General features: G+C 70.5%; 21 protein-coding genes. 11 read left to right on the top strand and 10 right to left on the bottom strand.

From position 1 onward, the window contains the following. Positions 1-59: 59 nt before the first annotated feature. A complete protein-coding gene (locus OG246_RS06810; protein WP_266457332.1) occupies positions 60-929 on the top strand; it encodes an NUDIX hydrolase in 870 nt (289 codons plus the stop codon). Beyond that, positions 926-1756 carry an MBL fold metallo-hydrolase gene (locus OG246_RS06805; protein WP_266457331.1) on the top strand — a complete coding sequence of 277 codons (831 nt, stop codon included), beginning with the start codon at positions 926-928 and terminating at the stop codon, positions 1754-1756. Before OG246_RS06810 ends, OG246_RS06805 begins: the two co-directional genes overlap by 4 nt. On the opposite strand, the gene OG246_RS06800 is transcribed toward OG246_RS06805, so the two are convergent. Next, entirely contained in the window at positions 1753-2577 is an 825-nt protein-coding gene (locus OG246_RS06800) for a nucleotidyltransferase domain-containing protein (protein WP_266457327.1), read from the bottom strand. The two genes, OG246_RS06805 and OG246_RS06800, sit on opposite strands and share 4 nt — an antisense overlap. Positions 2578-2708: 131 nt before the next feature. Further along, the gene (locus OG246_RS06795; RefSeq protein ID WP_016642758.1) at positions 2709-3383 is read right to left on the bottom strand and encodes a Crp/Fnr family transcriptional regulator; all 675 of its coding nucleotides are present in this window, start codon (positions 3381-3383) and stop codon (positions 2709-2711) included. 336 nt (positions 3384-3719) lie between these two features. Here OG246_RS06795 and nth point away from each other — a divergent pair, with 336 nt between their 5' ends. The 3 genes from nth (at position 3720) to OG246_RS06780 (ending at position 6840) form a co-directional block, all read left to right on the top strand. Next, positions 3720-4691 carry an endonuclease III gene (nth, locus tag OG246_RS06790; protein ID WP_266457312.1) on the top strand — a complete coding sequence of 324 codons (972 nt, stop codon included), beginning with the start codon at positions 3720-3722 and terminating at the stop codon, positions 4689-4691. A gap of 106 nt (positions 4692-4797) precedes the next feature. Further along, positions 4798-5520, top strand: coding sequence for a CoA pyrophosphatase (locus OG246_RS06785; protein ID WP_266457309.1), 723 nt, complete (start codon positions 4798-4800; stop codon positions 5518-5520). 120 nt (positions 5521-5640) lie between these two features. Next, entirely contained in the window at positions 5641-6840 is a 1200-nt protein-coding gene (locus OG246_RS06780; protein ID WP_266457306.1) for a MarP family serine protease, read from the top strand. Positions 6841-6878: 38 nt separating this feature from the next. Here the strand turns inward: OG246_RS06780 and OG246_RS06775 are convergent, their stop codons facing one another. The 6 genes from OG246_RS06775 to OG246_RS06750 all read right to left on the bottom strand — a co-directional run bounded on the left by OG246_RS06775 (position 6879) and on the right by OG246_RS06750 (position 15421). Next, the gene (locus tag OG246_RS06775) at positions 6879-7061 is read right to left on the bottom strand and encodes a hypothetical protein (protein ID WP_266457296.1); all 183 of its coding nucleotides are present in this window, start codon (positions 7059-7061) and stop codon (positions 6879-6881) included. Positions 7062-7201: 140 nt separating this feature from the next. Further along, complete coding sequence (locus tag OG246_RS06770; RefSeq protein ID WP_266457293.1) at positions 7202-8152, bottom strand: alpha/beta fold hydrolase; 951 nt, start codon at positions 8150-8152, stop codon at positions 7202-7204. Further along, complete coding sequence (locus tag OG246_RS06765; RefSeq protein ID WP_266457291.1) at positions 8149-8637, bottom strand: phage holin family protein; 489 nt, start codon at positions 8635-8637, stop codon at positions 8149-8151. Before OG246_RS06765 ends, OG246_RS06770 begins: the two co-directional genes overlap by 4 nt. 43 nt (positions 8638-8680) lie before the next feature. Then, positions 8681-10084 carry a Na+/H+ antiporter NhaA gene (gene nhaA, locus OG246_RS06760; RefSeq protein ID WP_266457288.1) on the bottom strand — a complete coding sequence of 468 codons (1404 nt, stop codon included), beginning with the start codon at positions 10082-10084 and terminating at the stop codon, positions 8681-8683. A gap of 491 nt (positions 10085-10575) precedes the next feature. Then, positions 10576-12576: an acetate--CoA ligase gene (gene acs, locus OG246_RS06755; RefSeq protein WP_266457286.1), complete on the bottom strand. Its 2001-nt coding sequence runs from the start codon at positions 12574-12576 to the stop codon at positions 10576-10578. Positions 12577-13015: 439 nt separating this feature from the next. Continuing rightward, entirely contained in the window at positions 13016-15421 is a 2406-nt protein-coding gene (locus tag OG246_RS06750; RefSeq protein WP_266457284.1) for a bifunctional SulP family inorganic anion transporter/carbonic anhydrase, read from the bottom strand. Between the two features lie 338 nt (positions 15422-15759). Here OG246_RS06750 and OG246_RS06745 point away from each other — a divergent pair, with 338 nt between their 5' ends. Further along, positions 15760-17031 carry a hypothetical protein gene (locus OG246_RS06745; RefSeq protein ID WP_266457283.1) on the top strand — a complete coding sequence of 424 codons (1272 nt, stop codon included), beginning with the start codon at positions 15760-15762 and terminating at the stop codon, positions 17029-17031. Positions 17032-17052: 21 nt separating this feature from the next. Here the strand turns inward: OG246_RS06745 and OG246_RS06740 are convergent, their stop codons facing one another. Next, complete coding sequence (locus OG246_RS06740; RefSeq protein ID WP_266457280.1) at positions 17053-18033, bottom strand: ATP-binding protein; 981 nt, start codon at positions 18031-18033, stop codon at positions 17053-17055. A gap of 101 nt (positions 18034-18134) precedes the next feature. Between OG246_RS06740 and OG246_RS06735 the strand changes: the two genes are divergently transcribed. Further along, entirely contained in the window at positions 18135-18959 is an 825-nt protein-coding gene (locus tag OG246_RS06735; protein ID WP_266457277.1) for a Fic family protein, read from the top strand. 441 nt (positions 18960-19400) lie between these two features. On the opposite strand, the gene OG246_RS06730 is transcribed toward OG246_RS06735, so the two are convergent. Next, entirely contained in the window at positions 19401-20234 is an 834-nt protein-coding gene (locus OG246_RS06730; protein ID WP_266457275.1) for an HAD family phosphatase, read from the bottom strand. Between the two features lie 574 nt (positions 20235-20808). Here OG246_RS06730 and ssd point away from each other — a divergent pair. From ssd to OG246_RS06710, 4 genes are read left to right on the top strand one after another with little or no spacing between them, the layout of a single operon-like run. Continuing rightward, on the top strand, positions 20809-21903 hold the full coding sequence (ssd, locus tag OG246_RS06725; protein ID WP_266457274.1) for a septum site-determining protein Ssd: 1095 nt from the start codon (positions 20809-20811) through the stop codon (positions 21901-21903). Next, positions 21900-23114: a TadA family conjugal transfer-associated ATPase gene (locus OG246_RS06720; RefSeq protein ID WP_266457272.1), complete on the top strand. Its 1215-nt coding sequence runs from the start codon at positions 21900-21902 to the stop codon at positions 23112-23114. The genes ssd and OG246_RS06720 overlap by 4 nt, the downstream gene beginning before the upstream one ends. A 36-nt stretch (positions 23115-23150) precedes the next feature. Beyond that, the gene (locus OG246_RS06715; protein WP_266457269.1) at positions 23151-24026 is read left to right on the top strand and encodes a type II secretion system F family protein; all 876 of its coding nucleotides are present in this window, start codon (positions 23151-23153) and stop codon (positions 24024-24026) included. Beyond that, positions 24023-24805, top strand: coding sequence for a type II secretion system F family protein (locus OG246_RS06710; RefSeq protein ID WP_266457266.1), 783 nt, complete (start codon positions 24023-24025; stop codon positions 24803-24805). Before OG246_RS06715 ends, OG246_RS06710 begins: the two co-directional genes overlap by 4 nt. Positions 24806-24823 lie beyond the last annotated feature (18 nt).

The raw sequence follows: 24823 nt of genomic DNA, 5'->3' as shown, positions 1-24823 counted from the left end.
AGAGGGATCCCCAAGGGCGGCCACTCGAACATCCGCCCGGCTCGGGATAGCCTCCGCCCATGGCGAATGGGCAGTGGTTCCCCCCGGAGTGGCCCGACCGCATCCGCGCACTCGCGGAGGGCACCCTCACACCGGTCGCCCCGAAGCGGGCGGCCACGGTGATGCTGCTCAAGGACGGGCCGACCGCCCCCACCGTGCACATGCTGCGCAGACGCGCCTCCATGGCCTTCGCAGGAGGCGCGTACGCGTATCCCGGCGGCGGCGTCGACCCGCGCGACGACGAGCACCACATCCGCTGGGCGGGCCCCACGCGCGCGTGGTGGGCGAAAAGGCTGGGCGGCGACGAGACCTCCGCCCAGGCGATCGTCTGCGCCGCGGTCCGCGAGACGTACGAGGAGGCGGGCGTCCTCCTCGCGGGCCCCATCCCGGACACGGTCGTCGGCGACACCACGGGCGACGAGTGGGAGGCGGACCGCGCCGCCCTGGTCGCCCGCGACTTCTCCTTCGCTGAGTTCCTGGACCGCCGGGGACTCGTCCTCAGGTCGGACCTCCTGGGCGCCTGGGCCCGCTGGATCACCCCGGAGTTCGAGACCCGCCGCTACGACACGTGGTTCTTCGTGGCCGCCCTCCCGGAGGGCCAGCGCACCCGCAACGCCTCCACGGAGGCCGACCGCACGGTGTGGATCAACCCGGCGGACGCGGCAGCCTCGTACGACAAGGGCGAGCTGCTGATGATGCCGCCGACCGTCGCGACCCTGCGCCAGCTCACCGCGTACGACACCGCCGCCGACGCCCTCGCCGCCGCACCCGACCGCGACCTGACCCCCGTACTGGCGAAGGCCCGTCTGGAGAACGGTGAAGTGGTCCTCTCCTGGCCGGGCCACGACGAGTTCACCAAGCACATCCCGAACGGTGGAGCCTCCGCATGACCGACGCAGCAGCCCTCCCCGGCCAGCCGCGAGGCGGGGTGCTCTCCGGCCCCGCCACCCCGCGAGCCGTCAACGTCCTGGCACCCAACGCCTCCGCGATGACCCTGGACGGCACGAACACCTGGATCCTGGCCGAGCCGGACTCCGAGCTCGCGGTGGTGATCGACCCGGGGCCCCTGGACGACGTACACCTGCGGAATGTCGTGGACACGGCCGAGAAGGCCGGCAAGCGGATCGCGCTGACGCTGCTCACGCACGGGCACCCCGACCACGCCGAGGGCGCCGTGCGGTTCGCCGGGCTGACGGGCACGAAGGTGCGGGCGCTGGATCCGGCGCTGCGGCTCGGGGACGAGGGGCTCGGCGCGGGGGAGGTGATCACCACCGGCGGCCTGGAGCTGCGTGTGGTGTCCACTCCCGGCCACACCTCCGACTCGCTGTGCTTCCATCTCCCGGCCGATCAGGCCGTCCTGACCGGGGACACCGTCCTCGGCCGCGGTACGACCCTGGTGGCCCATCCCGACGGCCGTCTGGGCGACTATCTGGACTCCCTGAGGCGCCTGAGGTCACTCGCGGTGGACGACGGCGTCCACACCGTCCTGCCGGGCCACGGACCCGTCCTCGAAGACGCCCAGGGCGCCGTCGAGTTTTACCTCGCCCACCGCGCCCACCGCCTCGCCCAGATCGAGACGGCGGTCGAGAACGGCCACCGGTCCCCGTCCGAGGTCGTCGCCCACGTGTACGCGGACGTGGACCGCTCCCTGTGGCCCGCGGCCGAACTGTCGGTCCGCGCTCAGCTGGACTACCTGCGGGAGCACGGCCTCATCTAGGCCCCCTGCGGCTGGTCGGGCCTCGGGGCCTTCACGCCGTGCACGCGCGCGTACTCCTCGGCGAGCCACGGCCCGAGGTCGTCGACGTACGACCGCAGGACGGCTAGGTCGCCGCTGGGCTCGTAGCCGAGGACGGCCGCTGCCCGCATCTCGTCGGCCCGCTCCGGGTAGTACACGGCGAACGCCTCGGCCATCTCCCGCAGGTCGCTGGTCCAGCCGTTCCAGCGCGGCATGACGAGCGTGAACCCGGTCCGTACGAGATGGCGTGACATGTAGCGCACCAGCGGGCGCCGGGCCTCCTCCGTGTCGGCGGCACCGGCGATCCGCTCGCGCCAGCGCGGCAGGAACAGTGCGAGCTCGCCGTTCGTCTCGCGGGCGAGGAGGGAGTCGGGGCGGTAGCGCGGCAGGTACTCGGCCAGATCCTCGCCAAGGAGGCGCGTACAGAGGCAGGCGACGAACCAGCCGAGGTCGTACCTCTCCAGGTCGCTCAGCAGCCGCGTACGGCTGACCAGGAGCGTTCCGGACCCGTCGATCTGCGCGAATTCCTTGTCCAGCGCCTCGTCGAGGGAGCGGGCGTCCGCACGGTCCTCCTCGGTGGGCTCCTCGCGCAGCACGAGCAGCAGATCGAGATCGCTGCGCCCCACGCGCGCGGTGCCGCGCGGAATCGACCCGTAGAGGTACGCGCTGTCGAGCCGCGCCCCGAAGACGTCGAGGACCCGGTCCCGCGCCATGGCCACCACGGGCCGGAACTCCCGCGGGACGCGCCCGAGGGCGCCCTCGGGCGCGATGTAGCCCTGGGCGTCGAGCCCCTTGTTCTGCATGCGACCACTGTGCAACGGCGACGCGACGCCGTCAGGTCATTTCCAGCGCACGACCCGGCGATACGTGAAGGGCCCCACCTCGCGGCGGGGCCCTTCAGTAAGAAGACGTACGGCTGGTGCCGGCGCCAGTGTTAGCGCGACCGCTTCGCGAGCCGCTCCACGTCCAGCAGGATCACGGCACGCGCCTCCAGGCGGAGCCAGCCGCGGCCCGCGAAGTCGGCGAGGGCCTTGTTGACCGTCTCGCGGGACGCGCCGACCAGCTGGGCCAGCTCCTCCTGCGTGAGGTCGTGCACGACGTGGATGCCCTCTTCGGACTGCACGCCGAAGCGGCGGGAGAGGTCCAGGAGGGCGCGGGCGACGCGGCCCGGGACGTCCGAGAAGACCAGGTCGGACATCTGGTCGTTGGTCTTGCGCAGGCGTCGGGCGACGGCGCGCAGCAGGGCGGCGGCCACCTCGGGCCGCGCGTTCAGCCAGGGCTGGAGGTCGCCGTGGCCAAGGCCCAGCAGCTTGACCTCGGTCAGCGCGGAGGCCGTGGCCGTGCGCGGACCCGGGTCGAACAGCGACAGCTCGCCGATCAGCTCACCGGGGCCCAGGACCGCCAGCATGTTCTCGCGGCCGTCGGGGGAGGTGCGGTGGAGCTTCACCTTGCCCTCGGTGACCACGTAGAGGCGGTCCCCGGGGTCGCCCTCATGGAAGAGAGCGTCGCCGCGAGCGAGGGTCACCTCACTCATGGAGGCGCGGAGCTCCGCGGCCTGCTCGTCATCGAGCGCCGCGAAGAGCGGGGCGCGCCGCAGAACGTCGTCCACGAGTTCTCTCCTTGTCGACCTGCTCAGGGGATCTTGCTCCCCCTTGGTACCAGGGGACCGTGTTCCCCATCTTGCCGGACGGTCCAAACAGTGTGATCAGTCACAAGTCTGCCGCACTGGTGTCCCGGGCAGTGCGGCAGGGGGCCAATTGGGGGCTGATCTCATGGGTCCGGGGCGGATGTCAGTGCCGGGCTTTAGGCTGGCCGGGTGTCCAAAACGCCGGTGAGAGCACAGGCCAAGGGGGCTGGGCGGGTGGCTGTACGTCGCGATTCTGCTGTGGGCGAACAGCCCACGGACGGTACCAAGAAAACGACAAAGGGAGCAAAGGGGGCGCCGGTGAAGGCGACGGCCGCGACGCCCGCGAAAGTGACTCCTAAGAAGGCGACGGTCACGACCAGAAAGTCGGCCGCCGCCAAGAAGGCGGCCCCCGCCAAGCCCGCGCAGTCCGCCAAGAAGGCGACCTCCACCAAGCCCCCGCGGTCCGCCAAGAAGGCCACCCCCGCCAAGTCCCCGCAGAAGGCCCCCGCGCCAGACACCGCCCTGGTCCGCCGAGCCCGCCGCATCAACCGCGAACTCGCCGAGGTGTACCCGTACGCCCACCCGGAGCTCGACTTCGAGAACGCCTTCCAACTGGTCGTCGCCACCGTCCTGTCGGCGCAGACGACCGACCTGAGGGTCAATCAGACGACCCCGGCGCTCTTCGCCAAGTACCCGACCCCCGAGGACCTGGCCGCGGCCAATCCGGAGGAGGTCGAGGAGATCCTGCGCCCGACGGGGTTCTTCCGGGCCAAGACCAAGTCGGTGATAGGGCTCTCCAAGGCGCTGAGGGACGACTTCGGGGGCGAGGTCCCCGGCCGCCTCGAAGACCTCGTCAAGCTCCCCGGCGTGGGCCGCAAGACCGCCTTCGTGGTGCTCGGCAACGCTTTCGGGCGCCCCGGAATCACCGTGGACACCCATTTCCAGCGGCTGGTCCGCCGCTGGCAGTGGACCGCGGAGACGGAGCCCGACAAGATCGAGGCGGCCGTCGGCGCGCTCTTCCCGAAGAGCGACTGGACCATGCTCTCCCACCACGTGATCTTCCACGGCCGCCGCATCTGCCACGCCCGCAAGCCCGCCTGCGGAGCCTGCCCCATCGCCCCGCTCTGCCCGGCGTACGGAGAGGGCGAGACGGACCCGGAGAAGGCGAAGAAGCTCCTGAAGTACGAGAAGGGCGGCTTCCCGGGCCAGCGCCTCAATCCCCCGCAGTCCTACCTGGACGCGGGCGGCATTCCGGCGCCCCCGCTGGGCACACCTCAGGGCGCTGGATGACGGGCCCCGCCGGAAGCACCCCAGACACCCCGCATACCTCAGGGCTCCGGACGACGGAACGAACACGGCACCGGCAGGCGTTGGGAAGAGCAGAACGGGGGTGGCGATGACGCACGCCAGCAACACGCAGGGCGGTCGGTTGGCCGGCAACACACAGGGCGGCCCGGTGGCCGTGAGCAAGGACGGTCTGCCCGACTGGCTCGACCCGGTGGTGCGCGCCGCCGAGACGGTGGAGCCGCTCCAGCTGAGCCGCTTCCTGCCCCCGAGTGACGGAGCGGGGCGGCAGTCCGCCGTCCTCATCCTGTTCGGCGAGGGCGAGCGCGGCCCCGAGCTGCTGCTCATGGAGCGCGCCACCTCCCTGCGATCGCACGCGGGGCAGCCCTCCTTCCCCGGCGGCGCCCTCGACCCCGAGGACGGCGACCCGATGGCCGACGGGCCGCTGCGGGCCGCTCTCCGCGAGGCCGAGGAGGAGACCGGGCTCGACCCGAGCGGCGTCCAGCTCTTCGGCGTGCTGCCCAAGCTCTACATCCCGGTGAGCAGCTTCGTGGTCACGCCCGTCCTGGGCTGGTGGCGCCGCCCGACACCGGTGGGCGTGGTCGATCCGAACGAGACGGCGCGCGTCTTCACCGTCCCCGTGGCGGATCTCACGGACCCCGCCAACCGCGCCACCGCCGTGCACCCCAGAGGCCACAAAGGCCCGGCATTCCTGGTCGAATCCGCCCTCGTCTGGGGCTTCACGGCGGGCATCATCGACCGGATCCTGCACTATGCGGGCTGGGAGCGCCCCTGGGACAGGGAGAACCACGTCCCGCTCGACTGGCGCGCATGACAGGGTGGCCCCTGTGCTGTGTCTTCCTGGGGGACGCCGCACCCGTCAGCGGCTGCGCCGCGGGTCGGACCCCCAGCCGAGACGGAGTGACCGCAGAGTGATGAGGCGAGGCTTGAAGCAGTGAACGTGCTGGACATCCTGTTGCTGGTCGCCGCCGTGTGGTTCGCGATCGTGGGCTATCGCCAGGGCTTCGTCGTCGGCATCCTGTCCGTGATCGGCTTTCTCGGGGGCGGCCTCGTCGCCGTCTACCTGCTGCCGGTCATCTGGGGCGCGGTCACCGACGACGCCGAGGTGAACACGACCGCCGCCGTCGTCGCTGTCGTCGTCGTCATCGTCTGCGCCTCCGTGGGCCAGGCCCTCACCACCCACCTCGGCAACAAACTGCGCCGCTACATCACCTGGTCCCCGGCCCGCGCCCTGGACGCGACGGGCGGCGCCCTCGTCAACGTCGTGGCGATGCTCCTGGTCGCCTGGCTGATCGGCTCGGCCCTGGCCGGCACGACGCTGCCGACGCTCGGCAAGGAGGTCCGCAGCTCCAAGGTGCTGACCGGCGTGTCACGGGCCCTGCCCAACCAGGCCGACACCTGGTTCGCCGACTTCTCCTCGGTCCTCGCGCAGAACGGCTTCCCGCAGGTCTTCAGCCCGTTCGCCAACGAGCCCATCACCGACGTCCAGCCCCCCGACCCGGCCCTCGCCAACAGCGCGGTCGCCATCCGCGCCCAGCGGTCCATCGTCAAGGTCATGGGCACCGCCCCGAGTTGCGGCAAGGTCCTCGAAGGCACCGGCTTCGTCTTCGGGGCCCGCCGTGTGATGACCAACGCCCACGTGGTCGGCGGAGTCGACGAACCCACCGTCCAGATAGGCGGCGAGGGCAAGAAGTACGACGCCACGGTCGTCCTCTACGACTGGGAGCGTGACATCGCCGTACTCGACGTGCCGAGCCTGGACGCGCCCGCCCTCCAGTTCACGACCGAGGACGCGAGCAGCGGCAACAGCGCGATCGTCGCCGGCTTCCCGGAGAACGGCGCGTACAACATCCAGCCCGCGCGCGTGCGGGGCCGCCTCACCGCCAACGGCCCGGACATCTACCACCGGGGCACGGTGCGCCGCGACGTCTACTCGCTCTACGCGACCGTCCGCCAGGGCAACTCCGGCGGCCCGCTGCTCACCACCGACGGCAAGGTGTACGGCGTGGTCTTCGCGAAGTCGCTCGACGACGCCAACACCGGGTACGCGCTCACCGTGGACGAGGTCCAGGAGGACATCATCAAGGGCCGTACCGCGAACCAGCAGGTGGACAGCGACAGCTGCGCGCTGTGATGCCGATCAGCGTGTTGGTGGCCAGCCGCGAGACTGGCTCAGCCTCGAGGATGGCGCAGCCGCACCGAGACCCAGCGGGCCCGACGGCGCAGAATGCGCGGGATCCCCACCAGGGGATGATCCGTGCCCGGCAACTGCGGGGTGCCCCTCTGATGGGAGCTCAGGCCCGCGGCCGAGCGGCGTGTGCGTGCTGCGTCACTGTAGTCGTGCGTCCAGCCCATACCCCGACGTCTGCCCCCGCCCCAAGGTCGATAACCGCCCCCTGGCCCCCCAATTGGCCTATGCGTAAGGCATTTGGCTGTTCGTAGGACAGGCGTTCCCGTCCGGATACCGGACGCCCGGGTGGCCTGGGTGAACGGCCTCACCGATCAGGCTCGGGATCCTTCAGCCAGTTGACCAATTCGGTCGAAAACGCCACCGGATCTTCCTCGTGCGGGAAGTGCCCGAGCCCGTCGAACAGCCGCCAGCGGTACGGCGCTTCGACGTACTCGCCGGAGCCCGCGGCACTCCGCGTCCGCATCACCGGGTCGAGCGAGCCGTGCAGATGCAGCGTCGGCACCCGGACCGGCCGCTTCATGCGCCGGTTGAACTGGATCCCGTCCGGGCGGGCCATGGACCGCACCATCCACCGGTACGGCTCGATCGCGCAGTGCGCCGTGGAGGGGATGCACATGGCACGGCGGTACGTCTCCACGGCCTCGTCGTCCGGAAGGCGCGGCCCCGACCAGTCCCGTACCAGACGGCCCACCAGCGCCCCGTCGTCCGCGACGAGTTGGCGCTCCGGGATCCACGGCCGCTGGAACCCCCAGATGTATGAACCCGCGGCCGTCTGCTTGACGTCGGAGAGCATGGCGTACCGCCAGCGCCGGGGATGCGGCATCGAGGAGACCACGAGCCGGCGTACGAGCTTGGGGCGCATCACGGCAGCCGTCCACGCCAGATATCCGCCCAGGTCGTGCCCGACCAGCGCGGCGTCGGGCTCGCCGAGGGAACGTACGACTCCGGTGATGTCGAGCGCGAGGTTGGCGGGGTCGTAGCCGCGGGGCGTGCGGTCGCTGCCGCCGACTCCCCGCAGGTCCATGGCGACGGCGCGGAAACCGGCGTCGGCGAGCGCCACCAGCTGATGGCGCCACGTCCACCAGAACTGCGGGAAGCCGTGCAGCAGCAGGACGAGCGGCCCGTCGCCCATCTCGGCGATGTGGAAGCGCGCGCCGTTGGCCGCCACGTCCCGGTGGATCAGGCCTTTTCCGCCAGGGATGTCGAGCTTTACGACCGAAGTGGGTTGCGCCGAAGGTGTGGCGGGGTCCGTCATGAGGACGAGCGTGCCACAGCCTCGATGGCCTCGGGCACACGATCCTGCGCGGGCAGCTCGCGCGGGTGCGGCTTGGCGTTCTGCAGGACCCCTGCCGTCTCCTTCACCGAGGCCGCGACCTTCTGCGGGCCCTTGCTCTTCTTGGCCTTCTTCGCGAAGACCACGCCGATCAGCGCGAGCGCGGCGGCGACCAGCACGTTCGCCGCGAAGGAGAGCAGGAAGCAGATCGCGAGGTTCCAGTCGCTCCAGGTCCGGATGCCGTACGCCAGGGCGAAGCTCAGCATCGGCAGGGAGAAGATCAGCACCGCGCCCGCCACCGCGAACGCGCCACCGCTGATCGCCCCGCGCTTCACATCCTGCTTGAGCTGCGCCTTCGCCAGCGCGATCTCGTCGTGCACCAGCGAGGACATCTCGGTCGTCGCCGAGGCGAACAACTGGCCGATGCTGCGTTCGGCTCCGACCGGACTGCCGTCGGGTGCACTCATCGCGTTCTCCCTCTCCTGCATGTTTTTGTACGGTCGTGTCAGATCATGCCGGACCGTCGTCCCCGTCGCTTGCCCCGCCCGTCACTTCGGCAAGCCTTCTGTGCTCGGCGGCCTTGCGCTCGTAGATCTCGGCCATCCGCAGGTGGTACGCCGGGTTGTCCTGCTCGTAGATGTCGGGGATGCCGTCGAGGTCGTCGTCGCGGTCCTCGGCCTCGACCATCGCCCGGTACTTGGCGTTCCGTATCTTCAGCAGCGTCCCGGCGCATACGGCCGCGATGAGGGAGCCGACGAGGACGGCGGCCTTGACCTCGTCGGTGAGCGCCGGGTTCCCGTCGAAGGCGAGTTCGCCGATCAGCAGCGAGACGGTGAAGCCGATGCCCGCGAGGGAGGCCACGGCCAACACGTCGGGCCAGGCCAGGTCGTCACTGAGCGAGGCCCTGGTGAACCGGGCCGTCAGCCAGGTCCCGCCGAAGATGCCGACCGCCTTGCCGACGACGAGCCCAAGGACGACACCGAGCGTCTCGGGCCGCTGGAACACATCCCCCAGTACGCCTCCCGAGACCGCGACCCCGGCGCTGAACAGCGCGAACAGCGGCACGGCGAGGCCCGCCGACAACGGCCGCACGAGATGTTCGACGTGCTCGCCGGGGGAGTGCGCCTCGCCCTCGTGCCGGGTGCAGCGCAGCATCAGGCCCATCGCGACACCGGCGATGGTGGCGTGGATGCCGCTGTTGTACATCAGCCCCCAGTTGACGAGGGCGAGCGGAACGTACACGTACCAGCCGCGTACGCCCTTCCTCAGCAGCAGCCAGAAGACGCCGAGGCCGACGACCGCGCCGGCGAGGGCGGCGAAGTTCAGGTCGGCGGTGAAGAAGACCGCGATGATCAGGATCGCGAAGAGGTCGTCGACGACGGCGAGCGTCAGCAGGAAGGCGCGCAACGCCGACGGCAGGGACGTACCGATGACCGCGAGGACGGCGAGCGCGAACGCGATGTCGGTCGCGGTGGGCACTGCCCAGCCGTCGAGAGAGCCGCCCCCCAGCACATTCGTCAGGGCGTAGACGAGCGCCGGAACCACCATGCCGCACAACGCGGCGGCGACCGGCAGCAGCGCCGCCTTCGGGTCCCGCAGATCGCCGGCCACCAGTTCGCGCTTGAGCTCGATACCGGCGACGAAGAAGAACACGGCGAGCAGTCCGTCGGCGGCCCAGTGCTGCAGGGAGAGGTTCAGACCCAGCGCGCTGGGACCGATGTGGAAGTCGAGGACGCTCTGGTAACTGTCCTTGGCCGGAGTGTTCGCCCAGATCAGCGCCGCGATCGCGGCCACGAGCAACAGCACGCCACCCACGGTCTCGGCACGCAGCGCGTCCGCCACGAAGTTCCGCTCCGGCAGGGACAGACGGCCGAGGAACTTGCGGTTGGTGCTGTGGGGCGCGGGGGCGGGCACGGGAGACCTCCGGTCGGGCGGGCAGGACGAATCACATGCCGACCAGACTTCCCGGCGCACCTTGAGGATCTTGTCGCGTCGCTGACGCGCTCATCATCCTACCCAAGGCTCGACCGGACCTATCCGGTGATCTTCACGTTAAGTGCAAATGGGGTGCTTGGCGCGTTTGGTGGGGGCGTGAGGGTTTTTCGCCCCCGCCGGCAGATCTTTCAGTCCCGGCCAGGGAGAGATCTTTCAGCCTGTCCGGCGTTTGAGGACGAGCGCGTCAGCGCGATGCGGGGGTCTGGGGGCGGAGCCCCCAGGAAGCAAGGGACGGGTAGGGGCGGAGGGGGCGAAGAAAACCCGTGATATCCGTCGTGCGGGGCAAAGCCCGGCGGGGTGCAGGGGCGGAGCCCCGCCAGGGTGGGCGTGCGGAGCCCCGCCGCCCGCCGGGGTGTGGGGGCGCGCAGGGCCCCCACACCAATCAGGGGCGGGTGGGCGGGGAGAAACCCTCAGTCCTCGCTCGGTGCCGCCGGCAGCTTCGCCTGGATCATGTTCATCACCGTGGAGTCGGTCAGCGTCGTGACGTCACCGAGCGCCCGGTTCTCCGCCACGTCACGCAACAGCCGCCGCATGATCTTGCCGGAGCGCGTCTTCGGCAGCTCGGCCACCGGCAGGACCCGCTTGGGCTTGGCGATCGGCCCGAGCACCGTGCCCACGTGATTACGCAGGTCCGCCACCAGCCCTTCGTCCTCGGCGGAAGCCGTCCCACGCAGGATCACGAAGGCCACGATCGCCTGCCCGGTCGTCTCGTCCGCCGCACCCACGACCGCCGCCTCGGCGACCGACGGATGCGAGACGAGCGCCGACTCGACCTCGGTCGTCGAGATGTTGTGCCCGGACACGAGCATCACGTCGTCGACCCGCCCGAGGAGCCAGATGTCCCCGTCGTCGTCCTTCTTCGCCCCGTCCCCGGCGAAGTACTTGCCCTCGAACCGCGACCAGTACGTGTCGAGGAACCGCTGATCGTCCCCCCAGATGGTCCGCAGCATCGAAGGCCACGGCTCGGTGAGTACGAGGTAGCCGCCACCCCCGTTGGGAACCTCCCGCGCCTCGTCGTCCACGACGGTCGCCGAGATTCCCGGCAGAGCCCGCTGCGCGGAGCCGGGCTTGGTCTCCGTCACCCCCGGCAGCGGCGAGATCATCATCGCGCCGGTCTCGGTCTGCCACCAGGTGTCCACGATGGGCGTCTGGTCGCCCCCGATGTGCTTCCGGTACCAGATCCACGCCTCGGGGTTGATCGGTTCACCGACCGACCCGAGCACCCGCAGCGACGACAGATCGAACTTCGCCGGGATGTCGTCGCCCCACTTCATGAACGTACGAATGGCCGTCGGGGCCGTGTACAGGATCGTCACCCCGTACTTCTGCACGATCTCCCAGAACCGCCCCTGGTGCGGAGTGTCCGGCGTCCCCTCGTACATCACCTGCGTCGCGCCGTTCGAGAGCGGCCCGTACGTGATGTACGAGTGCCCGGTGACCCAGCCGATGTCGGCCGTGCACCAGTACACGTCGGTCTCCGGCTTGAGGTCGAAGACGGCGTGGTGGGTGTACGAGGCCTGCGTGAGGTAGCCGCCCGAGGTGTGCAGGATGCCCTTCGGCTTCCCAGTCGTCCCGGAGGTGTAGAGGATGAACAGCGGGTGCTCGGCCTCGAACGCCTCCGGCGTGTGCTCGGCGGACTGCCGCTCGACGATCTCGTGCCACCACACGTCACGGCCGTCGGTCCAAGCGACCTCCTGCCCGGTACGGCGCACGACGAGCACCTTGTCGACCCCGTCGACCCGGCTGACCGCTTCGTCGACGGCGGGCTTGAGCGCGGACGGCTTTCCGCGCCGGTAGCCACCGTCGGAGGTGATGACCAGCTTGGCGTCGGCGTCCTGGATCCGGGTGGCGATCGCGTCCGCCGAGAACCCGCCGAACACGACCGAGTGCGCGGCACCGATACGGGCGCAGGCCAGCATCGCGACGACGGCCTCGGGGATCATCGGCAGGTAAATGGCGACCCGGTCGCCCTTCTCGACCCCCAGCTCGGTCAGCGCGTTCGCGGCCTTGCTGACCTCGTCCTTCAGCTCGGCGTAGGTGATGGCGCGGCTGTCGCCCGGCTCACCCTCGAAGTGAATGGCGACCCGGTCACCATTCCCCGCCTCCACATGACGGTCCACGCAGTTGTACGCGACGTTCAGCTTGCCGTCCTTGAACCACTTGGCGAACGGCGGATTCGACCAGTCCAGCGTCTCGGTCGGCTCGGTGGCCCAGGTCAGCCGGCGGGCCTGCTCGGCCCAGAAGCCGAGCCTGTCAGCCTTGGCCTGCTCATACGCCTCCGCGGTGACATTGGCGTTCGCGGCCAGGTCGGCGGGCGGCGCGAACCTGCGCTCTTCCTTCAGCAGGTTGGCCAGGCTTTCGTTGCTCACGACATCTCCCTTTCCCAGGGTGTCCGTTGTGTCCCGGGCCACAGCTCATCAGACCCGGGGGCCTGGTGACAAGGGCCGACCGGAAATTGGTTTAGACCTATTGAGGCTGCATGCTAGCGGCCGGGCGCTCTTCAGAAGGACGCACTCTGGGGCACGTACGGCTCGGCCTTCGGGTTCACCCGCCAACGCTTCCCGGACTGCGGCCAAGAACAGCCGAAATCCCCCTGAAGCGAGGGGGACTCCAAGGGAAACGCACACGGGACGAGCCCGCCGCCCCGGCACACGACCCACACCAACATGGTGCGCGGCCCCGCCAACTGGGACCACGCACCACGCCCAGACCACCCGTACCGGCGTACGAGGATCATGTGCGCCCGCGCAGGAGATCACGCGCCACCCGGCCCACGAGGCCACGCGTCACGGCCTACGCGGTCACGCGTCACGCCGTCACGCCGTCACGCGTGACAGGTGGGACAGGCCGTCACGCAGGATGCCGCAGATCCTCCGTCGCGCCCACGTGATCGAACAGCTCGGCCCCCTCGCCGTCGGCCAGCAGATACGCCTGCGCTTCGCCCACGTGGAAGTACATCCCGTGCAGCTCGAGCACACCCTCCCGCAGGGCCCGCGCCACGGACTCGTACGCCCGCAGATGCTCCAACTGCTGCACCACGTTGGTCAGACAGAGCTGCTCCACCGCGTCGGCGGGCGCCCGCCCGGCCAACCGCGCCCACGGCCGGTCCTTGGCGGCCATCCGCTCGAGACTCGGCAGCCCGTGCCGCAGCCACCGCTTGAGCGGCGTCATCGCGCCTCCCGGCTCCGCGTTCATCAGGGCTTGCATCGCCCCGCACCCGGAGTGCCCGCACACCGTGATGGACCGCACCTTCAGCACGTCCACCGCGTACTCGATCGCCGCGGCCACCGAGTCGTCCCCGCTCTCCTCCTCGGGCAACGGCACGAGGTTGCCCACATTCCGTACGACGAAGAGGTCACCCGGACCACTGGACGTGATCATCGAAGTGACGAGCCGCGAGTCGGCACAGGTCAGGAACAGCTGGGACGGCCGCTGCCCCTCCCGTGCCAGCCGCGCCAGCTCACCCCGCACCAGGGGCGCGGTGTTGCGCTGGAACGCGCTGATGCCGCGCGCCAGTTGGTGCCCGCTCTCCCCACGCTCCCCGTCCCGCGCGAGTCGACCCGAGGAAGCCGTCGCTTCACCCGGCTCACCGGGCTCTCCCGGAGGGCTGCCCGGGGATACGGACTGCGGGCTCGCGGAGGGCTCGCAGTGGTGGTTGCGCCAGGGCGTCCAGGGCCGGCACCTGCAGTGTGCGGAGCCCGCGGGCTCGGCGATCCGCGCTCCGGCCCGTCCGGTGAGCTCGACGGTGCCACCTTGCGCGGAGTGCGCGTTCTGCCAGTCGTGCAGCGCCTCGAACGCCGCGTGGTCCATGAACGAGCCGTCCAACTCCACGACGGCGCTGGACCCTCGGGGCATCTGGTGCAGCGTGCGGCTGAGCCGCGGCACCGCGAGGAACGTCAACTGCCCTCGTACGCGTACGTAATGGACTCCTTCCCTCTCTTCGTGCGTGATGCGGGTGCGGGCGAGGCGGTGCAGGGCGACGCCGACGGCCACGGATACCCCCAGCACCACGCCCTCGAGAACTCCGAGGATGACGACGCCGAGCGTGGTGACGGCGTACACCAGCACCTCGCGGTGGCGGGTGACCGTGCGGATGTGGTGCAGGGACACCATCTGGATGCCGACGGCCATCACCAGGGCGGCGAGCGATGCGAGCGGGATCAGCTCCAGGATCGGGACCATCAGCAGCGCGGCAACTACTACGAAAACGCCGTGCAGCATCGTGGAGTTCCGGCTCACGGCGCCGGCTTGCACATTCGCGGAACTTCGTACGGCGACCCCCGCGACCGGCAGTCCGCCGAGGGCGCCGGAGACGATGTTGGCGGCGCCCTGCCCGAGCAGTTCCCGGTCGAGATCGGAGCGGCCCACCCGTGCCTGCAGCTCGGGCCGTCCCGTCACCAGCTTGTCCACGGCCACGGCGCCGAGCAGGGACTGCACGCTGCACACGAGCGTGACGGTGAGAACGGCGGCCATGATTCCGAGCACCGGTCCCTCGGGCAGCCCGGCCAGCGCGTGACTGCTCCAGGACGGCAGTTCGGCCTTGGGCAGCGTCAGCCCGGCGAGCGAGGCGGTCGCGGTGGCCCCGGCGACGGCGACGAGCGCGGCCGGAACCTTGCGCAGCAGCCGGCCCACGCGCCCGGGAATCCGCGGCCAGGCAAGGAGAAGGAGCAGGGTCAGCGCGCTCATCGACACCGCTGCGGGGTCGACGTTCGCCAACTGATCCGGCAAGGCACGGACGTTGTCGAGAACGGCGCTCTGCGGGGTGCCGCCCAGCACGATGTGGAGCTGAGCGACGGCGATGGTCACGCCGATGCCGGCGAGCATCCCGTGCACGATCGCGGGGCTGACGGCGAGCGCCGTACGGGCCACTCGCAGGTAGGACAACCCCAGTTGGGTGATTCCGGCGAGGACGGTGATGGCGCAGGTCGTGCGCCATCCGTAGAGGTGGATCAGGTCGGCGGTGACGACCGTGAGCCCGGCGGCGGGCCCGCTCACCTGGAGGGGCGAGCCGCCCAGTCGTCCGGCGACGAGTCCGCCGACGGCGGCGGCCACGAGGCCCGCCTGGAGTGGCGCGCCGGTGGCGAGGGCGATGCCGAGGGACAGGGGCAGGGCGATCAGGAAGACAGCGATCGAGGCCGACAGATCGGCGCCCGCGATACGGAATCGGCGGGGCGGAGTCGGCGGGGGGCTGTGGGGCTGGTGGATGCGCTTTTGCCGAGTCGAGTCGGCGGCGCGGGTGGGGACGCAGGCAGACATGGTTCCCGTCTCCTCCGGGGCAGCGCGGTCGCGGAACAGGTGGTCCCCCGCCGGGGAGGCGGGGGGCGGGTCGCGGCCGTGGGTCACGGCGTGCAGCGGCGGGATTTTCAACGCTCGGTAAACGGATCGTAATGCAGAGTAAAGGCTTCGTGCGGAAAACCATAGCAAATGGGGCATTAATTCACCCCCTGGAGTGAACCAGGCAATTGATCGGCTTGTCGTACTTATTCAATCTCGGCCTCGTGCGACCTTGGCGGCACTGTCGGCGTATAGCCGTAGATCGCTGCATAACGCGCAAATCAACGTTGCCCAGACTGAAGGAAGAAGGCGGGCGGAAGATGGCCGTCACCCAGAGGATCGCCGCGGGCGTAGCACTCGCCGCGGCCTGCGCCACGGCGCTCGCCGGTTGCGCGCTGGACACCACCGGTTCCAAGGAAGGCGCGCATGGTGCGAAGAAGGCGGCGGGCGCTCCGGCGCCCAAGAGCGCGGTCCGCCTGATCGGCGACGGTTCCACCGCGTACACCGGCGCGCAGCCGCATCTGCCCCGGCCGGAACGGCTGAAGCCCGGTCAGAAGCCCCCGCAGTTCGTGATCTTCTCCTGGGACGGCGCGGGCGAGGACAGCCAGAAGCTGTTCTCGCACTTCCGGAAGGTCTCCAAGGCCAACAAGGCGACGATGACGTACTTCCTGAGCGGCGTGTACATGCTGCCGGAGGACAAGCGCGAGCTCTACAAGCCGCCGCAGCACTCACCGGGCAGCTCGGAGATCGGCTTCAACGACGAAGCGGGCATCGAGGAGACCGTGAAGCAGCTGCGCGGGGCGTGGCTGGAGGGCAACGAGATCGGTACGCACTTCAACGGCCACTTCTGCGGCACCGAAGGCGGGGTCGGTGACTGGTCCGTCGCGGACTGGAAGGACGAGATCGCCCAGGCGAAGTCGTTCGTGAAGTCCTGGAAGACCAACACGGGCATGAAGAAGGCGTCCCCGCTGCCCTTCGACTACGACAAGGAACTCGTCGGCGCCCGCACGCCCTGCCTGGAGGGGCAGAAGAACTTCATGAAGGCGGCCCGCCAACTGGGCTTCCGCTACGACACCTCAGGCGTCAACAACCAGGTCTGGCCCAAGAAGAAGGAAGGCCTGTGGGACCTGTCGATGCAGCTTGTGCCATTCCCCGGGCATTCCTACGAGCAGCTCACCATGGACTACAACTTCATGGTCAACCAGTCGGGCACCACGACCCAGGGCGACCCCGACAAGCACGAGTACTGGGGCGACCAGATGCGTGACGGCCTCCTCAAGGGCTTCGACCGCGCCTACGACGGCAACCGCGCGCCGCTGATCATCGGCAACCACTTCGAGTCCTGGAACGGCGGCACCTACATGCGCGCCATCGAAGAGGTCATCGAGCGCGTCTGCACCAAGTCCGACGTGCGCTGCGTCTCCTTCCGGCAACTCGCCGACTGGCTCGACGTGCAGGACCCCGCCACCCTGGACAAGCTCCGCGGCCTCAAGGTCGGCGAGACCCCGAAGCAGGGCTGGGCGTCCCTCCTCTCGGGCCGCCCCGCCCCGGCCCCGAAGGGCGTCCCCGGGGCGCCGGCGGTCAAGCCCTAGCAGTCCCGCGTGGGCCGGTGCTCAAGCCGTGGCCACCAGCCCCTCACCGAGTACGAAGCCGGGGTCGACCTGCGCCGCCAGGTCCGCCCCGGTCCGCTCGTTGCCCCAACTGCCGGCGTTCTTCAGGTGGAAGTGGACCATCTGGCGCGTGTAGCGCTCCCAGTCGCGCCGTTCGTACATGGCGTCGGCGGCGCTCTGCAGGGCGTGCAGGGAGCGGCGGTTGCCCTCCTCCAGGAACTCGAACCGGGGCGAGCGGCCCTTCTCCATGGAGCGCACCCAGTCCGAGTGCCCGACCGTGACCAGGAGGTCGTCACCGACTTCGGTGCGGAGGAAGTCGATGTCGTCCTGGCCCTGCACCTTGTTGCCGACGACCTTCAGGGCGACGCCGAAGTCGCGGGCGTACTCCTTGTACTGGCGATAGACGGAGATGCCCTTCCGGGTCGGCTCGGCGACGAGGAACGTGATGTCGAACCGGGTGAACATGCCGGACGCGAAGGAGTCCGAGCCCGCCGTCATGTCGACGACGATGTACTCGCTCTGGCCGTCGACGAGATGGTTCAGGCAGAGCTCCACTGCACCGGTCTTGGAGTGGTAGCAGGCCACTCCCAAATCGGCCTCGGTGAAGGGGCCGGTGACCATCAAACGGACGGCGCCGCCGTCGAGTTCCACCGGCCGCGCGCACGCTTCGTAGACCGGATTCTCCTCGCGCACCCGCAGCAGTCGTGACCCCTCGCCGGGCGGGGTCGTCTTGATCATCGTCTCGGCGGACGTGATGCGGGCGTTGGTGCCGCGCAGGTATTCCTTGATCAGCGGCAGCCGCTCGCCCATCGCGGGCAGTCCGGCGGCGACCGTCTCATCGAGGCCCAGGGCGGTCCCCAGATGCTGGTTGATGTCGGCGTCCACCGCGACGACCGGCGCCCCTGAGGCCGCGAGGTGGCGGATGAAGAGCGAGGACAGGGTGGTCTTGCCGCTGCCGCCCTTCCCAACGAAAGCAATTTTCATGTTCACCAAGGGTAGTCGGGTGATCGCCCTGGGTGCACCGCTCGCGTGAAGAAGACCACTCCATCGTGGGGCGGCGGGCAAGGGTGCGTAATGTCGTACTCATGAGTACGACAGGCGCGACCGCCGATCCGCTCGCGGCCCTGGGCTCGCTTCCCGGGGTGGCCGAATCCGTGGAGTCCGTCCGCAAGGCCGTGGACCGGGTCTACGGGCACCGGATCATGCGGCGTCGCAGCAACGAGATCACGTCCGAGGCGGCGCTGCGCGGCGCACGCGGATCCGCGGCGCTGTCCGGCGCCGACTGGGCCCTCGAAGAGGTGCGCCGCCGCACCGACTTCAGCGCGGACGAAGAGGGCCGTACGGTCGGCGCGGCTCTCCGGCTGACCGCCGAGGCGGGCCAACTGCTCTCCATCTGGCGGCAGTCGCCCCTTCGGGTGCTTGCTCGGCTGCACCTGGTGGCGGCCGCGGACAAGGGTGACGAGGTCGGTCGTCCGCGCCAGGACGGTGAACCGGTGGACGAGCCGCTCGTCGAGCTGCCGCTGCCGGACGCCGACGAGGTCGCCGGCCGTCTCGAAGGCCTCTCCCAGCTGATCATCGCGGGCGGCTCGGCCCCCGCCCTGGTGACGGCGGCAGTGGTGCACGGCGAACTCCTCGCCCTGCGTCCCTTCGGCTCCCACAACGGCCTGGTCGCACGCGCGGCCGAACGCATCGTCCTGATCGGCAGCGGCCTCGACCCGAAGTCCGTCTGCCCGGCGGAGGTCGGCCATGGCGAACTCGGCCGCGCGGCCTACGCGGCAGCCCTGGACGGCTATGCCTCCGGCACTCCGGAGGGGATGGCGGCCTGGATCGCCCATTGCGGCAAGGCGGTTGAGCTGGGGGCCAGGGAGTCGACGGCCGTCTGCGAGGCGCTTCAGCGCGGGGCGGCGTAAAGCTCGTACTTCGTACGGCTTGAAAAACGCCCCCTACTAAGAGGGCGAAAAACTCCCTGAACAGGGTTGCGGCGGTACGAGGTCTCGTACCGCCGCTGGCATGTTCACCGGGTTACCAAGCGTCCTCGAATGTTGCCCATCAGGCCGGGAACTGTGGCCCGTTTCCTGGTGCGGCTGGCCCGTAATCGACGGGTCGACGTCGCGTGGGTGCTCGATGTTCATGCTCGGTCCGTGGGGCCTTGGTTGCGTTTAAAGGTGATCCTCTCGGATGTCCTTGGTCTCGCGGGCCGTTAACCCCTTTGTACTCCAGGTCCAGAGGAAGCGGAACCCCTGGCTGCAGTTCTTTACTTTTAGGTTCAAACGGGTTCGAAACGGGCGTGAGTGTGCTGCCCGCGCACGCGTGACGAGAGCCGTGTCGCTGTGACGTGATCCGTGACGCGATCACACCACCGTCGCGCGCCGCCGGCTCGCGTACCAGACGAGTCCCGCCGTGGCCGCCGCCGCTCCTATCGCCGCCGCCGCGACGAGCGCCGGACGGGGCGGTACGGACAGGGTGGGCAGTCGCTGCTTCAGCCGGACCGGACGGTGGAAGTCCAGAATCGGCCACGAGCGGGCGAGAGCCTCGCGCCGCAGGGTGCGGTCCGGATTCACCGCGTGCGGATGGCCCACGGACTTCAGCATCGGCAGGTCGGTCGCCGAGTCGCTGTAGGCGTAGCAGCGTGAGAGGTCGTACCCCTCGGACTCGGCGAGTTCCCTGACTGCCTCGGCCTTCGTCGGCCCGTACGCGTAGTACTCCACCTCCCCGGTGAAGCAGCCGTCCTCGCCCACGACCATGCGGGTCGCCACCACGCGGTCCGCGCCGAGCAGTTCGCCGATCGGCTCGACCACCTCCGCACCGGACGTGGACACGATCACGACATCGCGGCCGGCGATGTGGTGCTCCTCGATGAGGGAGGCGGCCTCGTCGTAGATGATCGGGTCGATGAGGTCGTGCAGCGTCTCGGCGACGATCTCCTTGACCTGCTGGACGTTCCAGCCGCGGCACATCGCGGAGAGGTACTTCCGCATCCGCTCCATCTGGTCGTGGTCGGCGCCGCCCGCCAGGAATACGAACTGGGCATATGCGGTGCGCAAGGCGGCCCTGCGGTTGATCAGACCGCCTTGGTAGAACGACTTGCTGAACGTGAGCGTGCTCGACTTCGCAATGACCGTCTTGTCCAGATCAAAGAAGGCTGCTGTGCGAGGCAAGGAGTGGTTTTCCACGAGCATGAGCATAGGCGCCCACCATTCGGCGTAAGGTGAGGCGCGTGGGTTTGCCTGAGAGAGCTCTCGGGTACACCATGGAAGTCACGGATCGTTCGCGACCGTGCTAACCCGGTCTGGCTCCTCCCCCCCCGAGTCGGACCGTGGGGACGACCCCCGCTCTCCCCCCCGGCGGGGGTCGTCGCATGTCCGGATGCATTTCTTCCTCTACTTGCGCGGCCTCGGGACCCTGTTGTCCCCGTTGAGGCCGCGCTTTTGCGTGTGCGTGATTCGTCACCGTGTGTAGCTGTGGGGCTGCTCTGTGGGAGTCGCCGGGCGGTCACCGGTATGGGTGAAGGCGATATTCACAGGCTCTGAGTTGTCCACAGAAATCGACCAAGATCCACACGATTTCCGGGATCGCTGCACCGTGATTCCAGCGCGCTCCGCTCACGGCAAGTTCATGGCCGGTTCCGTTTGTTGGGCGCGTTTGGCCGGTTCGTATCGGCCGTTCATATGGAGGCCGGTTGCCGGCTCTTCACACGAGCGGGAATCAGCGGGGCCGCAGAGGGCCCCGCGCAGGAAGCAGCGAGGGGGGCTGGAGATCATGGCGGGAGTCATCACACACGAGCGGCCGCCCGCCGCCGAGGGGCGGCAGGGCGGACCATTGATCGTCACGGAGGACGCCGAGCTACTGGACGACCTGCTGCGCCTGTGCGCGGCGGCGGGCGCCAGGCCGGAAGTCCACCACGGGGTGCCGGAGCACAGAGGCAGCTGGGAGGCCGCGCCTCTCGTGCTGGTCGGCGACGATGCCGCGCGGCGGGTGCGGGGTGCCGCGCGACGGCGTGGAGTGGTTCTGGTCGGCCGGGATCAGGACGATTCCGGAGTCTGGCGGCGGGCTGTCGAGATCGGCGCCGACCACGTCCTGATGCTGCCCGATGGCGAGCAATGGCTTGTCGACCGCATCGCCGACGTGGCGGAAGGAGTCGGCAGGCCCGCGCTCACCGTCGGCGTGCTCGGCGGGCGTGGCGGGGCCGGAGCGTCCACGCTGGCCTGCGCGCTCGCCGTCACCTCGGCGCGCGAGGGGCGCCGCACGTTGCTCGTGGACGCGGATCCGCTGGGTGGCGGACTCGATGTACTCCTGGGCGGAGAGGGGGTCGAAGGCCTGCGCTGGCCTGCGTTCGCCGCCTCGCGGGGCCGGGTCGGCGGTGGCGCCCTGGAGGAGTCCCTGCCCGAACTGCACGCGCTGCGGGTCCTGAGCTGGGATCGCGGCGACTCCGTCGCCATTCCGCCGCAGGCCGTACGGGCGGTCCTGGCCGCCGCCAGACGGCGCGGCGGTGCGGTGGTCGTCGATCTGCCACGCCGCATCGACGAAGGCGTCGCCGAGGCTCTCGCCCAACTCGACCTCGGGGTGCTGGTGGTCCCCGCCGACCTGCGCGCCATCGCGGCGGCCGGACGCGTGGCCTCCTCGGTCGGCATGGTCCTGCGCGATCTCCGGGTCGCGGTGCGCGGACCGTATGCCCCTGGCCTCGACGACCGTGAGGTGGCCCGGCTGCTCGGGCTGCCGCTGGTGGGTGAAGTGCCGGTCGAGCCACCGCTGTTGGACGGTGGCGTGCCGCCCGGGGGATCGGCGCGAGGGCCACTCGCCCGGTTCTGCTCGGCCTTCTGGCAGCGGGTTCCGGTGGAAGGCGGGGGCGTATGAGCTGGGACGCCGCTACGGGGATGGACTGCGGTGCGGGTCTCGGCGGGCCTACGGGCCTGCTGGACGGCGTACGGCAGTGGCTCGCGGAGAGCGGCTCCGAACCCACCCCGGCGCGCGTGGCACAAGCCCTGCGCGAACAGGGCCGCGTGCTGGGGGATGCAGAAGTTCTCGGTGCGGCCGAGCAGTTGCGTTCCGAACTGGTCGGCAGCGGCCCGCTGGAACCGCTGCTCGCCGATCCGTCGGTCACCGACGTACTGGTGTCGGCACCGGACCGCGTGTGGGTGGACCGGGGCGGCGGCCTGGAGCTGACGGCCGTCTCCTTCGCGGACGCGGCGGCGGTACGACGTCTCGCACAGCGCCTCGCGGCCGTTGCCGGGCGAAGGCTGGACGACGCCCGGCCATGGGTCGACGCCCGGCTTCCGGACGGCACCCGCCTGCACGCGGTACTGCCGCCGGTCGCCGTCGGCTCGACCTGCCTGTCCCTCCGGGTCGTACGGCCACGCGCGTTCACGCTCGACGAGTTGATGGCGGCGGGCACGGTGCCGCCCGGCGGGGACCGGGTGTTGAGAGCGCTACTGGATGCCAGGTTGTCGTTCCTGGTCAGTGGTGGGACCGGGACGGGCAAAACGACCTTGCTGAGCGCGCTGTTGGGGCTGGTCGGCCCCGGTGAGCGGATCGTGCTCGCCGAGGACTCGGCGGAGCTGCGGCCCGACCATCCCCATGTGGTGCGCCTGGAGGGGCGGCCCGCCAACCAGGAGGGCGTCGGGCTCGTCGCGCTCCAGGACCTGGTCCGGCAGGCCCTGCGGATGAGACCGGACCGGCTGGTCGTCGGCGAGGTGCGCGGGCCGGAGGTCGTGTCCTTGCTGGCCGCGCTGAACACCGGCCATGAGGGCGGCTGCGGAACGGTGCACGCGAACGCTGCGGCGCAGGTGCCCGCCCGCCTGGAGGCGCTGGGTACGGCCGCAGGGCTCGACCGGGCCGCGCTGCACAGCCAGTTGGCGGCGGCGCTGTCGGTGGTCCTGCATCTCGTACGCGACCGGGCCGGGCGGCGGCGGATCGCCGAGGTGCATGTGCTCGAACGGGACCCCTCGGGGCTGGTGGTGACGACGCCCGCGCTGCGGTGGGGCGCGGAGGCCTTCGTGCACGAGCGGGGGTGGGAGCGGCTGGAGGGGCTGCTCCGGGACGGGAGCAATGGGGGCGGACTGCTGTGACGGGGACGGGAGGCCTGGATGTGAACGGGGAGTGGGATGGCGATCGGTGAGATGTCCGGGATGTCGGCGGGGGCGGCCATGGTGTGCGCCGGGGCGGCGGCCTGGTTGATGGGCGGGTGGAACTCGGGGGCGCGCAGGGCGAGGTTGCTGGTGGCGGGTGGGGGAGTGGTGGGGGCCGGTCCGCCGCCCTGGGAGAAGGCGCTCGTCGGATGGCGGCGGCTGCGCGGGTGCCTGCGGGCCGAAGGGTGGTCGGTGGTCGCCGGGCTGGTGGTCGCGTTGATCGGTGCGTCCGTGGTGCCGCTGTTCCTCGGGTTGGTCGGGGTGCCCTTGCTCCGGCGGGTGCGGCGGGCCGCGGAGGCTCGGCGGGAGCTGGAGCGGCGAGGGGATGCGGTGATCGCCCTGTGCAGGGCGCTCGCCGGCGAGGTGCGGGCCGGGAGGCAGCCGGGCGAGGCCCTGCTCCGGGCCGCGCGTGACTCGGCCGGGCTCGGCGAGGCGCAGGCGCTGGTGCTGGCGGCGGCGCGGTTCGGCGGGGATGTGCCGGGCGCGCTCACCGACGCGGCACGGCAGCCGGGGGCCGACGGGCTGGTGGGACTCGCCGCGTGCTGGCGTGTGGCTGTGGACCGGGGCGCGGGGCTTGCCGCGGGGCTCGACAGGCTGGAGGGGGCGCTGCGTGCTGAGAGAGACCAAAGGGCTGATCTGCGGGCTCAGTTGGCCGGATCGCGGTCCACGGCGGTGATGCTCGCTGGGCTTCCGGTGCTGGGGCTCCTGCTCGGTACCGCGTTGGGCGCCGATCCGCTGCACGTGCTGCTGCACACGGGACCCGGCTTGGCCTGTCTGCTGATCGGCGGGGTGCTGGAGGGCGTGGGGCTGTGGTGGGCGATGCGGATCGTGAGAGGAGCGGAGTCGGCATGAGTACGGAGGTTGTCCACAGGCTGGGGGTGATCGTGTGGGGAGCGCTGGCGCTCGGATGGCTGGCGCGGTCGCTCTGGGCGGCGCGGCGTCGACGGTTGGTGCGGCGGAGGCTCGCCGAGTTGCTGGCCCTGGAGGCGGCGTCGAGCGGACGGCGCCTGGAGTTGCGGGGCGTCGGGCGGCGGTGGCTGCCGGTGGTGGGTGCCGTGTGCGCCGGCTGGGTGCTGGTCGGGGGGCTCGCCGGAGGTCTGGTGGGGCTGGCTGCCGGGTTCGGGGTCTGGCGGTGGCGGCAGCGGCGGGGAGCTGACCCTGTCGCGGAGTACGACGGGGCGCGGGCCGCGCGACAACTTCCGCTTGCCGCCGATCTGGTGGCGGCGTGCATCGCGGCAGGCGCGGGCCCCGTAGTGGCGGCTCAGGCCGTCGGCGAGGCCCTGGGAGGGCCTGTAGGTGAGCGGCTCGCGCGAGGTGCGGCGGAGATGCGGCTCGGGAGCGAACCGGCCGCTGCGTGGCGGAAGTTGGCGTCGATACCGGGCGCCGGGCCGCTGGCAAGGCTCCTGGAGCGCGCGGGTGAGGCGGGTGTACCGGCGGCCGTGCCCGTCGGGCGCCTCGCCGCCGAGGCCCGCGCCGAGTGGGGGCGCACCGCCACGGCACGAGCGCGCCGGGCGGCCGTCATGGTCACCGCGCCTGTGGGGCTGTGCTTTCTGCCCGCGTTCCTCGCGATCGGCGTGCTGCCCGTGGTGATCGGGCTGGCGGGCGGGCTGTTGGGAGGGGGTGATGGATGACGGGTCAGGGCGACGGCG

It is taken from the genome of Streptomyces sp. NBC_00620 (genome assembly GCF_026341825.1).
In the GTDB taxonomy this organism is placed as follows: Bacteria; Actinomycetota; Actinomycetes; order Streptomycetales; family Streptomycetaceae; genus Streptomyces.
Note: the sequence above shows the minus strand (reverse complement) of the source record. Positions and strands in the feature narration are given on the sequence as shown.